The sequence below is a fragment of the Propionivibrio soli genome (genome assembly GCF_025770765.1).
GTDB lineage: Bacteria > Pseudomonadota > Gammaproteobacteria > Burkholderiales > Rhodocyclaceae > Propionivibrio > Propionivibrio soli.
Window position 1 is genome coordinate 75,726 of the sequence record NZ_JANZKY010000012.1, and the last position, 14,680, is coordinate 90,405.

Consider the following 14,680-nt stretch of genomic DNA (forward strand, 5'->3'; position numbering starts at 1 on the left):
ATGCTAGCGGTGATTGGTGGCACCGGGCTATCACAGCTGGGTAATCTTGACGTGTCGCATCGCGAAGTTTTGCGAACGCCTTACGGAGAACCTTCCGGTGCCGTCACCTTCGGGCAGATCGCCGGCCAGCCGGTTGCTTTCCTCGCGCGCCACGGCTACGGACACACGATCCCGCCGCATCAGGTGAACTATCGGGCGAATATCTGGGCGCTTCACCATCGAGGAGCGCTCGGAATTATTTCAGTCGCCTCCGTAGGCTCAATCCGGGCCGATCTGAAGCCGGGCGATATCGTCGTTCCGAATCAGATCATCGACTATACCTGGGGGAGGAAGGGTTCCTATTTCGAAGGCCAAGGAGCGAAGGTGACGCACATCGACTTTACCGAACCCTATGATCGGGCATTGCGCGCAATGCTTGTTGCGTCAGCCGGAGAGATCGGTTTGCCGATTTGCGACGGCGCGGTTTACGGAGCGACTCAGGGACCGCGTCTGGAGACGGCTGCCGAGATTAATCGCTACGAACGCGACGGTGTGGATATTGTCGGCATGACCGGAATGCCAGAAGCCGCTCTCGCTCGGGAACTCGGTGTTCCATACGCCGCGATCAGCGTCGTTGCCAATTTTGCGGCCGGGCGTGGGGACAGTCGCGACGGCATTAGTTTCGAAGCGATCGAGGGCGTGCTGGTAGAGTCGATGGGGCACGTTCGGGCCATCATTGAACGCTTGGTGACACGTGGCAATCCGGCCCGTTCTTAAGATGGGCGACCCACGATTGTGGGACATCGCCCAGCCAGTAAAGAGCTTTGACACGCCGGAATTACGCGCGCTTCTCGCCGATATGGAAGAGACCATGCGGGCGCTGGACGGCGTTGGACTCGCCGCTCCGCAGATTGGAGTTGGGCTTCGTGTTGTCGTCTTCGGGTTTGAAACCAATCCGCGATATCCGGATGAAGAAGGTATCCCTTACACCGTGTTGGTCAACCCGGTATTGGAACCACTTTCTGAAGCTATTGAAGAGGGCTGGGAGGGATGTCTGTCCGTGCCTGGTTTGCGTGGCCTAGTGCCGCGCTGGCGCGATCTGCGCTACTCCGGCTTCGATGCACGGGGTGGCGCGATCGACCGAACCGTCACCGGCTTCCACGCGCGCGTCGTCCAGCACGAATGCGACCACCTCGACGGCGTCCTTTACCCGCTACGGATCAAAGACTTGCGGTCGTTCGGCTTTTCCGATGTGCTAAACGGCAACGACGCAGGCAGGGAAGAGCCCCGCTGACAACGCGGGAAGCGCGTCCCCGCTCTGCCGAGGCGAAAAGGCCCGGGACAGGCTGCTAGCGGTAGTAAACACTGCGCAAAACCGTTCGCTTTGCCCGTCCCGGTGGCCGCATGACACACCTCTTACGGCGTGGTGCCCATACCTGTGCCTCCCGATTCCGTATTTGACGTGTTGCCTTGTTGCGAAGATTGGGAATTGGTTCCCAGATACTCACCGTTTGGTCCTCTGTTACTAGCCGGCACACTGCTATCGGACATTCCAGAGCTTGCACATCCCGCAAGTCCGGCGACAATTCCTAATGCTATGATCAGCTTGCGCATGGTGATTCCTTTCCTAAAAAACGGTTGCTAGCCGGTTCCACGGACGGCGAATTTGCCGGCGCGGGGAGTGGCCCGTGCTGCTAAGCTCTTGGCCCAACAGGCCGGGCCGCTCTTCTTTTTCGACCGAACCCGAAAACCCGGATTCAGGCCAAAAGTCTTCGTAATGAATATCTGTAAGAAGTGAAGTAGCGTGGTAGTGAGCAATACACCCGCTTCCGCGGAGGAGGACATCGTTGTCCTCGTGCATGGCCTTTGGATGCACGCCGTTGTGTTTGTTGTCCTTGCGCGTTGGCTGCGTAGGCAAGGGCTCGACGTACGTTGTTTTTCCTATGCGTCGGTAAGCCGGGATCTCGACACCAATAGCGAAGCTTTGGCCCGATTCGTAGCGGCCATTCCTGGGCGGCAACGAATTCATCTTGTGGGCCACAGCCTTGGCGGCCTTGTGATCCTCGGCATGCTGGCGAGAGGCGCTGATCCACGAATTGCTCGAGCCGTGCTGATGGGTTCGCCCTGCAACGGTAGTCATTGCGCCTCGACGCTTCTGCGTACGCCGTTGTCGCCCGTCATCGGCCGTTCGATCGCACAGGCCCTTGTGCGCCGAGAATGGCCGTTCTCCCCGCAAATCCAAATCGGCATCCTTTCCGGCATTGGCGGAATCGGGATGGGCCGGATCATTCCTGGTCTGGCGGTTCCGAATGACGGTGTCGTGACCGTGAAAGAGACCTTCCTTTCCGGTTGCGCGGAGCGCATTACACTGCCCGTCAGCCATTCCGCAATGCTGTTTTCCAAAGCTTGTGCCGAACAGGTGTCGGCTTTTCTGTTGGCGGGTCACTTTGTTCATGAATAGGTTCCGTTGGCATCTTGTCCTCGCGACTTGCCTCATTTCCGGGTGTTCCAGCTTGAGCTATTACTCGCAAGCCGTCAGTGGGCACGTGGAAGTCATGCTTGCTTCACGGCCGATCGCCGAAGTGATCGAGGATCCGGCGTGTACCCCCGAGTTGCGACTTAAACTGGAAGAAGTCCGGGCCATCCGAGATTTTGCGAGCCGCGAACTCGGGTTGCCGGATAACAACAGTTACCGTTCGTATGCCGATTTGAGGCGTCCGTACGTGACGTGGAACGTCTTCGCGGCACCTGAGTTCTCGCTGCATATGCAAACGTGGTGCATGCCTTTCGTCGGATGTGTCGGCTATCGGGGCTTCTACAACAAGGATGACGCGGACGCCCTGGCCAAGGAACTCAAGAGCCAAGGGTTCGACACCTACGTGGGGGGTGTTCCGGCCTACTCCACGCTCGGTTACTTCAGCGATCCCGTGCTCAATACGTTCTTGAAATCGAACAGTATTGATATGGCGCGGTTGATCTTCCATGAGTTGGCGCATCAGGTGCTCTACGTTGAGGGTGACACGGTTTTCAATGAATCCTTCGCTACCGCCGTGGAAAACGAAGGACTACGCAAATGGTTGGCGGCAAGAAATGATCCCGGGCTTTGGGAGAAGGTCACCGGACACTACGAGCAAAAGTCGGCTTTTGTTGATTTTGTGAGCGGTTATCGCGCCAAGCTGAAGGCGATCTATAGCAGCGGTCTGCCAGTTGCCCAGAAGCGGGAGGCCAAGGAGTCGGTACTGTCCGAAATGAAGGAGAACTATCTTGCGGCACAAGAGGCAGCAGGGCAGCCTCCCGTGTACAAGTACTGGCTCGACAAAGATCTGAACAATGCGAAGCTTGCGTCGCTCGCTCTATACACGCAGTGGCTTCCAGCCTTTGAAACAATACTTGAGGAGGAGGGGCGGGATTTGCCGAAGTTTTATGCGCGCGTTTCCGAGCTTGCGCAGATGCCGACAGCTGAGCGAAATGTTGCCCTCAGGCGAATGCGAGGTCTTCAGACGGCAAAGACACTCGAGGTCGCCGCCTCATCGCCGGGGCATTGAGTTTCACTTATCGCAATCAGTTGCGCCGGTACGCGCTACTTGCCGTGCGTAAAGGGGCGGGGAACGGCCTGCCTTGGCTTAGGCTTTCAGCTGCTCCATCAATTCGGCTTCAAGCTTGATCCGGTTAGCGCTGTCCGCGAGGTCACCGCCCGTGATCAAGAACGTGTCCTCGACACGTTCCCCAAGCGTAGCGATCTTCGCGGTGTGCAAATCCGCCTTGTGTGCAGCCAATGTCATCGCCACGGTATACAAAAGTCCCGGGCGGTCCGCCGCGCTGACGGAGAGGACGAATTGGTCGCCTTTCTCGTTGGGTTCGACCATCACCTGCGGTTGAATGGGGAAGTGCTTCACCTGACGCGATAGACGGCCGCCCGAAGGCGCCTCCGGCGGTCCCTGACGTGTGAGCCGGTCTGTCAACTCATGTTCGACGTAACTGATCATGTCCCGGTCGCTGCCGCGGCCGCTCACGTCGAGAAGCTTGAAACTGTCCAGGGCATATCCATGACGGGTCGTGTGGATCTTCGCGTCGATGATGTTGTACCCGGCGCGGCTGAAGAAACCGACTATGCGTGCAAACAAGTCCCGCTGGTCGCGCGTGTATGCCATGACCTCGATCCCGTCGCCAAAGGGGTTGAGCCGGGCTTTTACTGCCGGTTTGTCCGCGGCTACCCGGTAGTAAAGGGCGCGGGTATGCCAGGCAATTTCATCCGCCGAGTGGCGAAGGAAGTAAACCGTATCGAGTTGGCTCCAAAGTTTTTCGTGGGCATTTTCGGGAAGCGCAAGATAGCGCATGAGGCGCATCGCTTCCTGCTGCCTTTCCTCAATGACGCCTTGTTTGACTGGGGTTTCTCCACCAGATAGAAGGAGCTTGCGCGTCTGCTTGAAGAGATCCTCAAGCAGCTGTCCCTTCCAAGAATTCCATACCTTCGGACTTGTGCCCCGGATGTCGGCGACCGTGAACAGATACAAGGCCGTCAGGTGCCGTTCATCTCCCACTGCCGTTGCAAAGGCCGATAGCACGTCCGGGTCGCTGAAGTCCTTTTTCTGCGCCACGTTCGACATCACGAGGTGGTTGCGGACTAGCCAAACAATCAGTTCCGTGTTGGCAGGATCGAGGAAGTGGGCATCGCAGAACTCCTGCGCGTCGACCGCGCCTAGTTCCGAGTGACCGCCACCGCGGCCCTTGGCGATATCGTGAAAAATCGCCGCGATATACAGGAGCCAGGGGCGATCGAAATCACCGATCAGCTGACTGCAGAACGGGTATTCGTGCGTGTATTGGGTTTCCGAGAAGCGGCGCAGGTTGCGCAGCACGTGCATCGTGTGTTGGTCGACGGTGTATGCGTGGAAGAGATCATGTTGCATCTGGCCCACGATGGTGCCGAAGTTGGGCAGGTACCGACCGAGGATGTCGAATTGGTTCATCCTCCTCAATTCATGCAAGACTCCCCTCGGTTGCTTGAACAATTCGACGAAATTGGCCTTGTTCCTCGGATCGTTGCGAAAGTCTTCGTCGATCAGTCGGCGCGCCCGCCACAATAGGCGGATTGTCCGCGCCGTCATGCCCTTCAATTCGGGGTGTTGCTGCATGACCAGAAAGGCTTCGAGAATTGCGCTTGGCGTTTCGGTGAATACGTTCTCGTCTACAATGTCGAGCAACTGATGTGCGTTCTGGAACCGTTCGTTGATCGGTTCTGGGGCATGGTCGGGCGAGGGAAAGATGACCGCGCCCATGTTCTGCAGAATGATTGTGTTGAGTTGCATTACCGTCTTCGCCGTCCGGTAATACTCTTGCATCAGTTGTTCGCTGGCCCGCTTCGTCCGGGTTGACGGGAAACCAAGCTGTTCCGCAAGTGCTGTCTGATAGTCGAACAGCAACCGATCTTCGCGGCGGCCGACGTGCAAGTGCAACTGAATGCGCAGCCGCTGCAGAAAAAGTTCCCGCCTCTCCAGGCCTTGCTGTTCCTGCTGAGTGATGAAACCGTGCGCACGCAAATCCTGCCAAGAATTTCCATACCCAGCGACTTCCGCGATCCACAAAATCGTTTGCAGGTCGCGTAATCCTCCTGGGCTCTCCTTGCAGTTAGGCTCCAGACTGTAGGGCGACTCCTGGAAGCGCAGATAGCGCTCTCCTTGCTCGATGCGCTTGGTGTGGAAAAAAACCTGAGGCTGAAGCTGCTCGCGAAAGGCCCGCACCATTTCAGAGAAAAGCGCTTCGTTGCCCGTGATCAGGCGCGTCTCGACGAGTGCCGTCTGTACTGTCAGATCCCCGGCCGCCTCGCCCAGGCATTCAGCGACAGTCCGCACGCTATGGCCGATATCAAGTCCAATGTCCCAGAACAGGCCGACGAGGGTTTCGAGTTGCGCGGCGAGGTCCCGGTCAGGCGGAGAAGGCAGCAGGATGAGCAGGTCGACGTCGGATGCCGGGTACATCTCTCCACGGCCGTAACCTCCAACGGCGACGAGGGCAAGAGAATCGGGGAACGATAACTCCGCCCACAACTCCGTGAGGACAGCGTCGATGAGTTGCGTTCGCTCGCGAAGAAGGCGTGGGGCGTCCGGGTGCTCCAGATAACGTTCCCGAGTGCTTGCTTGTTCGGATTGCAAGCGGCCTTTGTACCGGGATAGTAAGTCCTGCCGCGCCGAACCTTCCATTATGACCGTCCCAGTCCTTCGATCCATTCCGGTGGCAGGCGAGCCCCCGCCGACAATGTCAACACCTCAAAACCGGACTCAGTAACGAGTACCGTATGTTCCCATTGTGCGGAAAGACTGTGGTCCTTCGTAACGATGGTCCAGCCGTCGGCCAACTCCCTGATCGCGGCTTTGCCGGCGTTGATCATCGGCTCGATGGTGAAGATCATGTTCGGCCTCAGCTGGATGCCGGTCCCCGCTTTCCCATAATGCACCACCTGAGGATCTTCGTGGAATTGTGCGCCGATGCCGTGACCGCAGAATTCACGTACCACCGAGTAGCCTGCATTCTCCGCGTGCGCTTGAATTGCTTGACCGATATCGCCAAGGTGTCCGCCTGGCTTGACTTGGGCGATACCGAGCCAGAGACACTCGAAGGTTACCTCACACAAGCGCTTGGCCTGGATTGATGCATCGCCAACCTGGAACATGCGGCTTGTATCGCCGTGGTACCCGTCCTTGATCGTAGTGATATCGATGTTGAGGACGTCGCCATTCTTGAGTTGCCTATCGCCCGGCACTCCATGACACACCTGGTGGTTTACCGAAATGCAGGTCGCTTTCGGATAGGGCTTGTAGCCAGGTGGCGCGTAGTTAAGCGGAGCGGGGATGCAACCTTGCACGTCTTCCATGAACTCGTGACACAAGCGATCCAGTTCCCCTGTCGTTACGCCGGGGACCACGAACGGGGCAATGTAGTCAAGGACTTCGGCCGCCAAACGGCCGGCAACCCGCATTTTTTCGATTTCTGCGGGTGTCTTGAGGGAAATACTCATCAGTTTTTTAGGGAATTAGCGGGAGGGGTGAAGAAGCGAGGATAAAGTAAGGAACGTTGTTAGGCAATTTGCGGCTGCGATGGTTCGCCCCAGGTCTTCGTGCCTGGCATAGCGATCTTCCGGCGCGGTTGGGATGCTCGCCGTCTGGAATTTGTTGGTGAGCAGTGGTACTATTTCGGGGTTTTGCTGGCGCAAGTCGGTGAAACGTCTCTGCGGGCCCTGAGTGGTCCGCGCGGCGTGCCGGATTTTCCGGTGTGCCAACTACGCACATTTACCCCGTCAAAGGGTGCTTGCTAAGAGGTGTGGCAGGCGTAGCTGGGTGAATGGTGGATCAACCCTGACAGGAAAGATAAACATGTCTGCAACCATGCGTCAAATGCTGGAGGCTGGTGTTCACTTCGGACACCAGACACGCTTCTGGAACCCCAAAATGGCTCAATACATTTTTGGTTCCCGGAGCAAGATTCATATCGTCAATCTCGAAAAGACGCTTGCCAAGTACAACGAAGCCATGGCCTTCGTTCGCAAGCTGTCATCCAATAAGGGAAATATTCTGTTTGTCGGCACCAAGCGCCAAGCGCGCGAGATTGTTGCCGAGGAAGCAACCCGAGCAGGCGCTTGCTACGTCGATCAACGCTGGCTGGGTGGGATGCTGACCAACTTCAAGACCATCAAGCAGTCGATCAAGCGCTTGAAGGACATGGAAACCATGGTCGAGGATGGCTCGCTCGACAAGCTGGGCAAGAAGGAAGCATTGATGATTCAGCGCGAACTTGCCAAGCTGCAGAAATCGATCGGTGGCATCAAAGAGATGAATACGCTGCCAGACGCCTTGTTCGTAATCGACGTCGGTTATCACAAAATTGCGATCACCGAAGCTAACAAGCTGGGTATTCCTGTCATTGCCGTTGTTGATACCAATCATTCCCCTGATGGGGTGGATTACGTGATCCCAGGCAACGACGATTCCTCAAGCGCAATCCGCTTGTATGCCCGCGGCGTGGCCGACTCGATTCTTGAAGGCCGTAGTCAGTTTGTCGAGGATATCGTTGCCGCAGCGTCGGGCGATGATTTTGTCGAAGAAGCGGAGTGAGCCAGGAACGGCGATTCTAGCGTTCCGCGTCCCGTCCTAAAGGAACGGAGCTGACACTCTGTTTGACCTGTTTTGAATGCGAGCGGCCGGGAAATCCCGGCCGCGCTTATACGTGGAGAGAATAATGGCGGCAATTACCGCAAGCATGGTGGCTGATCTGCGCGCGAAGACCGACGCGCCGATGATGGAATGCAAAAAAGCGCTCACCGAAGCCGGTGGTGACATGGGCAAGGCGGAAGAGATTCTGCGCGTAAAACTCGGAAACAAGGCAACCAAAGCGGCGGCCCGCATTACTGCTGAAGGCGTCGTCGCGGTCAGCATTTCGGCTGACGGGAAGACTGGCGCGATTATCGAGATCAACTGCGAAACCGATTTCGTCGCCAAGAACGACGATTTCCTGGCTCTGACCAAAGGCTGCGCCGACTTGGTGGTCAGCAAGAACCCCGCCGATGTCGCTGCATTGTCGGCATTGCCTATGGGTGAAGGAACGGTTGAGTCCACGCGCACGGCGCTCGTCGGTAAGATCGGCGAGAACATGACGGTTCGGCGTTTCGTCCGTATGGAAGCCAAGGGAGCGCTCGTTTCCTATGTTCACGGTGGCGCCAAAGTTGGCGTGCTCGTGGATCTGGTAGGTGGCGACGCAGGTCTGGGCAAGGATATTGCAATGCACATCGCGGCGTCTAAGCCGAAGGCACTCGATGCTTCCGGCGTCTCGGCGGAATTGATCGAAACCGAGCGGCGTATCGCGATTGAAAAGGCGCGGGCAGACAACAAGCCGGATGCGATGCTCGAAAAAATCGCCGAAGGTACCGTCCAGAAGTATCTCAAGGACGTTACGTTGTTGGCCCAGGTTTTTGTCAAAGCCGAAGACGGTAAGCAAACCATCGCTCAGTTGCTCAAGGCCAAGAACGCTTCGGTTGCGGGGTTCACGCTCTATGTCGTAGGCGAAGGGCTGGAGAAGCGTTCGAACGACTTTGCCGCTGAAGTCGCCGCGCAAGCTGCTGCGGCTCAGAAGTAATCCACGTCATCCCGGGGCGAGATCATGAGCGAGTCCACCACACCGAAGTTCAAGCGAATCCTTCTCAAGCTATCCGGTGAAGCCCTTATGGGGGCGGACGCTTATGGAATCAATCGGCAGACAATTTCCGAAATTGTTGCTGAGGTAAAGGGCGTCGTTGAGTTAGGAGTTCAGGTCGGTGTGGTTATCGGAGGTGGAAACATCTTCCGTGGTGTTGCCCCGGCCGCTACGGGGATGGATCGGGCGCAGGCTGACTATATGGGTATGCTGGCGACGGTCATGAACGGGCTGGCATTGCAGGATGCCATGCGGACGGCCGGGATGGTCGCCCGCGTTCAGTCGGCACTGAATATCGAACAGGTTGTCGAACCGTATATTCGCGGTCGCGCAATCCGTTACCTGGAGCAGGGGCGGACAGTCATTTTCGCCGGTGGGACCGGGAATCCTTTCTTCACGACGGATACCGCCGCCGCGTTGCGTGGAGCAGAAATCGGTGCGGAAATCGTTCTGAAGGCAACCAAGGTTGATGGTATCTATTCGGCCGATCCGAAGAAAGACCCCTTGGCTACACGGTATTCGGAAATTAGTTTCAACGAGGCGATTTCAAAGAACCTGGCCGTTATGGATGCGACAGCCTTCGCATTGTGCCGTGATCAGAAGTTGCCGATTAACGTCTTTTCGATTTTCAAGCCAGGTGCATTGAAGCGAGTCGTGCTGGGCGAAAACGAAGGTACGCTGGTCTATTGTTGAGGGAGATTGGCATGTCGATCGCGGATGTGAAAAAGACAACCGAACACAAGATGCAGAAATCGATCGAAGCGTTGAAGGTCGATCTAGCGAAGGTCAGGACCGGGCGTGCGCACGTTGGATTGCTGGACCATGTGCAGGTAGAGTATTACGGGTCGATGGTGCCCATTAATACCGTGGCCAACGTGACTGTCATCGACCCGCGCACGTTAGGCGTGCAGCCGTGGGAGAAGCCGATGGTCTCGAAAGTTGAGCGTGCGATCCGTGATTCCGATCTTGGCCTCAATCCTGCGGCTCAGGGTGAAATTATTCGGGTGCCCATGCCCCCGCTCACTGAGGAACGGCGCCGGGATCTGATCAAAGTCGTCAAGCACGAATGCGAGAACGCCCGAGTTGCTATGCGCAATCTTCGGCGTGACGCCAACTCCACGCTGAAGGACCTGCTGAAAAACAAGGAATGCTCTGAAGACGACGAGCGTCGTGCCCAGGACGATGTCCAGAAGCTTACCGACCGTTACGTTGCTGAAGTCGATAAGCTCTTCTCGCAGAAGGAAACCGAGCTGTTGGCCGTTTGACTCCCAGCCGGATAGCGCGCCATATGGCGGCCTTCACTAGCTCCACTCGGGAGATTCCTGACGTCGCTACCGTACCGTGTCATGTTGCCATCATTATGGACGGCAACGGGCGCTGGGCTAAAAGACGTTTTCTTCCCCGTTTCGCAGGTCATCGACGGGGGGTGGAAACCGTTCGAGAATCGGTTAGGTTCTGTCTTGAACGAGGCATCAAGTTCCTCACGCTGTTCGCGTTCAGTTCCGAAAACTGGCGACGGCCAGCTGATGAAGTCTCCTTGTTGATGCAACTTTTTGTTCGCGCCTTGCGGCAAGAAGTTTCGAAACTCGACAAAAATGGTGTCCGACTAAGGATCATTGGAGACCTGTCCCGTTTTGACTCTGAACTGCGCTTGTTGATTGAGGCCTCAGAGCTGCAGACCGAAAACAATGACCAACTGGTTTTGACGATCGCGGCCAATTACGGTGGGCGCTGGGATTTGCTGCAGGCGGCAAATCGTATGGCGGCGGCGCAACCGGACAAGGCTGGCGAATGGTCGGAGGCCGATCTCGCCAACTATTTGGCGATGAGCTACGCTCCAGAGCCGGACCTGTTCATCCGTACGGGAGGCGAGAAGAGGATTAGCAATTTCCTGCTGTGGCAGCTTGCTTATACCGAACTGTATTTCACCGATACCCTGTGGCCGGAATTCGATTCGACAGCCTTCGAAAATGCGATTCGTTCATATCAGAGCCGAGAACGTCGCTTCGGGCGAACGAGCGAACAGTTGAAGCCGGATATGGCCTCGCAAGATGACATTAAGGTCGGCGTTTCTTCGGGACGGATTTCTTCCTCGGACGCCGAAATCGATGCTTAAAGCGCGGGTTTTTACGGCGGTTTTGCTCATCTCCGTTTTCTTGTCGGCCGTGTTCTTTTTGCCGCCGCTTGGATGGGCCGCATTTGCCACAGTTATCGCATCATTAGCGGCGTGGGAGTGGGGCGCACTGATGAAAGCCGGGGCGCTTTCGAGGGTCTTCCTCGCGGTGGGTATGCTGAGCGCCTGTTTCGCGCTAGCTTTGATCGATCCAGCAGGAGTGGGGATCGTCGATGGTTCGTCCGATGGTGTATGGCGCCTGGGACGGCTATTTTACTGGCCCGCTGCTTTCTTTTGGTTGGTATTGGCTCCGCTCTGGCTCGTTCGCCATTGGCCGCTACCAGCGAGTGCTCTAGCTGTCCTTGTAGGTGTGATCGTCATTCTGCCGGCGTGGTTGGCGTTGATTCAAATACGCAGCGTAGGCCCTTGGCTGTTGGTAATCGTCATGGCGGTGGTTTGGTGCGCCGATACGGGGGCCTATGTCTTTGGGCGGGCCTTGGGTCGTCACAAGCTAGCACCAAGAATAAGCCCTGGAAAAACATGGGAGGGTGCCATTGGAGGCGCAGGCGTGGTGATCGCGTATGGGTTTATCGTGATACCGCACTTACCTCCGTTCCTTTCCGGAAACCATCTCATCTTTGCCGTGGGTTTGCTATTCCTGACGGCAGTAAGTGTCACAGGTGATTTGTTCGAATCCCTCCTTAAACGTCAGGTCGGTCTCAAGGACAGCAGCCGGATGCTCCCGGGCCATGGTGGCATCCTGGATCGTATCGATAGCTTGACATCAACGTTGCCCCTCGTAGCACTTGTTCTGCTGTCAGGCTCAAACTGAATGTGGCTAACGCCATGAGTGTTCGTAATCTCACAGTTCTTGGATCAACCGGATCGATCGGCGTCAGTACTCTCGATGTCGTACGAAGGCATCCTGACCGCTTTCGGGTTATAGCGCTCTGCGCGCACTGTCAGGTCGATCGGCTTTTCGCGCAGTGCTGCGAATTCAAACCGCGATTTGCCGTCGTCAAGGATGTCGCGCTGGCTACGGAGCTTCAAAAGCGCCTTGAACGAGCGGGATGCGAAACCCAAGTGGAATTCGGGGAGGACGCTCTTGTCCGGATGGCGCAGCTCCCGGAGGCCGACTCGGTCATGGCAGCCATTGTCGGATCGGCTGGGCTTAGGCCCACGCTCGCGGCAGCCGTGGCGGGCAAACGGATATTGCTGGCGAACAAAGAAGCGCTTGTCATGGCCGGCCCTGTGTTCATGCGTACCGTAAAGGACAGCGGGGCCGTTCTTCTGCCGATCGACAGCGAACATAACGCCATCTTCCAATCGCTTCCCGCTAACTACCGTGGGGATTCTGGACGATGCGGCGTACGTCATCTTCTGCTTACTGCATCCGGCGGGCCGTTTCGAGACACACCCCGGTCCGATCTCGCGCATGTAACGCCTGATCAAGCCTGTGCGCATCCGAATTGGGCCATGGGGCGGAAGATTTCGGTCGATTCGGCCACGATGATGAACAAGGGGCTGGAAGTCATTGAGGCTCATTGGCTCTTCAATGTCCCGCCGGCGCGCATCGAAGTAGTCATCCATCCGCAAAGTGTTATTCACTCGCTCGTGCAGTACGTCGATGGATCTGTGCTGGCGGAGCTTGGGAACCCCGACATGCGTACGCCGATTGCGCATGCGCTCGCTTATCCAGAACGAATTGAGTCGGGGGTCGAGCCGTTGAACCTTTTCGATATTGGCGCCTTGCAATTCACTCGGCCAGACTTGGAGCGTTTTCCATGTCTGGCGCTCGCCTACCGAGCGCTACGCCGGGGAGACAGCGCTCCAGCAATCCTGAATGCGGCGAACGAGGTGGCTGTCCAGATGTTCCTGGAGGGGCGAATTCGGTTTACCGCGATTTCCGACATTGTGGAAAAGACGATGGATCGCGTTGCCGTGATGCCACTGTCTTCTATTGATGAAGTGCTTTACGCGGACCTGTGTGCCCGACGGGCTGCGCAGTCAGCCGTCGACGAGATGGTGGTGGCGTGATGAGTTTCCTGCACTACTTGATCGCATTTGCGGTGCTCATCGGCGTTCTTGTGGTGGTCCACGAGTTGGGGCATTACACGGTGGCTCGTCTCGTCGGCGTCAAGGTGTTGCGTTTCTCCGTCGGATTTGGTCGTCCCGTATGGTCACGCTCGTTCGGTCGCGATCGAACAGAATGGGCGATTGGGCTCTTCCCCCTTGGGGGTTACGTAAAGATGCTCGACGAAAGGGAAGAACGAGTCCCCATCGCGGAGTTGCCCCGCGCCTTCAACCGACAATCGGTGTGGCGTCGTGCCGCTATCGTCATCGCTGGTCCTGGTGCCAATCTCTTGTTGGCCGTGCTCTTGTACTGGGCGCTCTTCTGGAATGGTATGGAGGAATTGCGGCCGATCGTCGGCAAGCCTCTGGACTCAACTCCGGCGGCCATCGCGGGGTTTAAGGATGGTGAACGGGTACTGAAAGTTGACGGGGAGCCGGTTCTCACTTGGCAGGATGTGCGGTGGGCGTTGGTGAACTTGGCAGCGGAAAAGCAGACGGTGGATCTCGAAGTAATCAATCCACGCGACGAAATTGCCGTTCGCCATCTCAGCGTAGTGGGCGTCAGGGAAGCAGGGTGGGAGGGGGACGCCTTGCAGCAGCTTGGCCTGCGCATTTTCCGCCCAAGAGTGCCACCTGTCATTGGTAAGCTGATTCCGGATAGTCCAGCGGAGAGGGCCGGTTTGCTTCCCGGTGATGAGATCGTCGCGATCGAAGGGCAACCGGTGGATAGTTGGCAGGAAGTCGTTCAGGCCGTAATGGAGGCTCCTAGCCGTCGACTCGGCATGGAGATCGATCGAGGTGGGCAGGACGTCAGAATCGACATCGTGCCGAACGCTTCTAGTGAGCGTGGGCGGCAGGTGGGCCGCATTGGCGCCTACGTCCGAGATGCAGGCGTCAATAGGGACGAGCTGCTGGTTACCGTGCGTTACGGCCTTCTTCCCGCTTTTGGCAAGGCGCTCGACGAAACCTGGGACAAAGCGGTATTCAGTCTCGTCATGATGGGCAAGATGGTGCTTGGCGAGGTTTCTTGGCGAAACATCAGCGGGCCAGTGACAATAGCCGATTACGCTGGTCAGTCGGCTAGCTTGGGTCTGGACTATTACCTAAAGTTCATGGCGCTTGTGAGCATAAGCTTGGCCGTATTGAACCTGCTGCCCATCCCGATTCTGGATGGGGGGCATTTGCTGTATTATGTACTCGAAATCATTAAGCGCGGGCCGCTCTCTGAACGCACCATGGAAATTGGCCAGCAAATCGGATTGGCGCTGATGCTGCTGCTCATGGCTTTCGCTTTTTATAACGATCTCGATCGGCTGATTTCCAGTTGACCTC

14 protein-coding genes are annotated in these 14,680 nt (G+C 57.0%); 12 read left to right on the forward strand and 2 right to left on the reverse strand.

Annotated features, from left to right (window positions below; all coding sequences use genetic code 11):
* The 4 genes from NZ453_RS14825 to NZ453_RS14840 all read left to right on the forward strand — a co-directional run bounded on the left by NZ453_RS14825 (position 1) and on the right by NZ453_RS14840 (position 3,524).
* A complete protein-coding gene (locus NZ453_RS14825; RefSeq protein WP_263771463.1) occupies positions 1-756 on the forward strand; it encodes an S-methyl-5'-thioinosine phosphorylase in 756 nt (251 codons plus the stop codon).
* 1 nt (position 757) lies between these two features.
* A complete protein-coding gene (gene def / locus NZ453_RS14830; RefSeq protein WP_275983211.1) occupies positions 758-1,273 on the forward strand; it encodes a peptide deformylase in 516 nt (171 codons plus the stop codon).
* 576 nt (positions 1,274-1,849) lie between these two features.
* Positions 1,850-2,440, forward strand: a complete 591-nt coding sequence (locus NZ453_RS14835) for an esterase/lipase family protein (protein ID WP_263771560.1) — start codon at positions 1,850-1,852, stop codon at positions 2,438-2,440.
* Positions 2,433-3,524 carry an aminopeptidase gene (locus NZ453_RS14840; protein ID WP_263771466.1) on the forward strand — a complete coding sequence of 364 codons (1,092 nt, stop codon included), beginning with the start codon at positions 2,433-2,435 and terminating at the stop codon, positions 3,522-3,524. Before NZ453_RS14835 ends, NZ453_RS14840 begins: the two co-directional genes overlap by 8 nt.
* 78 nt (positions 3,525-3,602) lie before the next feature.
* Here NZ453_RS14840 and NZ453_RS14845 read toward each other — a convergent pair whose 3' ends face one another.
* Together NZ453_RS14845 and map are read right to left on the reverse strand one after the other, a co-directional pair.
* Positions 3,603-6,179, reverse strand: coding sequence for a [protein-PII] uridylyltransferase (locus NZ453_RS14845; protein WP_263771467.1), 2,577 nt, complete (start codon positions 6,177-6,179; stop codon positions 3,603-3,605).
* A complete protein-coding gene (map, locus tag NZ453_RS14850; RefSeq protein WP_263771468.1) occupies positions 6,179-6,994 on the reverse strand; it encodes a type I methionyl aminopeptidase in 816 nt (271 codons plus the stop codon). The genes NZ453_RS14845 and map overlap by 1 nt, the downstream gene beginning before the upstream one ends.
* Before the next feature lie 355 nt (positions 6,995-7,349).
* On the opposite strand from map, the gene rpsB reads away from it, so the two are divergent.
* The 8 genes from rpsB (at position 7,350) to rseP (ending at position 14,676) form a co-directional block, all read left to right on the forward strand.
* The gene (gene rpsB, locus NZ453_RS14855) at positions 7,350-8,087 is read left to right on the forward strand and encodes a 30S ribosomal protein S2 (protein ID WP_263771469.1); all 738 of its coding nucleotides are present in this window, start codon (positions 7,350-7,352) and stop codon (positions 8,085-8,087) included.
* Positions 8,088-8,211: 124 nt separating this feature from the next.
* On the forward strand, positions 8,212-9,105 hold the full coding sequence (gene tsf, locus NZ453_RS14860; RefSeq protein WP_263771470.1) for a translation elongation factor Ts: 894 nt from the start codon (positions 8,212-8,214) through the stop codon (positions 9,103-9,105).
* A gap of 24 nt (positions 9,106-9,129) precedes the next feature.
* Positions 9,130-9,855, forward strand: coding sequence for a UMP kinase (gene pyrH / locus NZ453_RS14865; protein ID WP_263771471.1), 726 nt, complete (start codon positions 9,130-9,132; stop codon positions 9,853-9,855).
* An 11-nt stretch (positions 9,856-9,866) separates the two neighbouring features.
* Positions 9,867-10,427 carry a ribosome recycling factor gene (frr, locus tag NZ453_RS14870; RefSeq protein ID WP_263771472.1) on the forward strand — a complete coding sequence of 187 codons (561 nt, stop codon included), beginning with the start codon at positions 9,867-9,869 and terminating at the stop codon, positions 10,425-10,427.
* A gap of 23 nt (positions 10,428-10,450) precedes the next feature.
* Entirely contained in the window at positions 10,451-11,278 is an 828-nt protein-coding gene (gene uppS / locus NZ453_RS14875; protein WP_263771473.1) for a polyprenyl diphosphate synthase, read from the forward strand.
* Positions 11,271-12,107, forward strand: a complete 837-nt coding sequence (locus NZ453_RS14880; protein ID WP_263771475.1) for a phosphatidate cytidylyltransferase — start codon at positions 11,271-11,273, stop codon at positions 12,105-12,107. The genes uppS and NZ453_RS14880 overlap by 8 nt, the downstream gene beginning before the upstream one ends.
* Positions 12,108-12,121: 14 nt before the next feature.
* Entirely contained in the window at positions 12,122-13,312 is a 1,191-nt protein-coding gene (ispC, locus tag NZ453_RS14885; RefSeq protein WP_263771476.1) for a 1-deoxy-D-xylulose-5-phosphate reductoisomerase, read from the forward strand.
* Positions 13,312-14,676 carry an RIP metalloprotease RseP gene (gene rseP, locus NZ453_RS14890; protein ID WP_263771477.1) on the forward strand — a complete coding sequence of 455 codons (1,365 nt, stop codon included), beginning with the start codon at positions 13,312-13,314 and terminating at the stop codon, positions 14,674-14,676. The genes ispC and rseP overlap by 1 nt, the downstream gene beginning before the upstream one ends.
* Positions 14,677-14,680 lie beyond the last annotated feature (4 nt).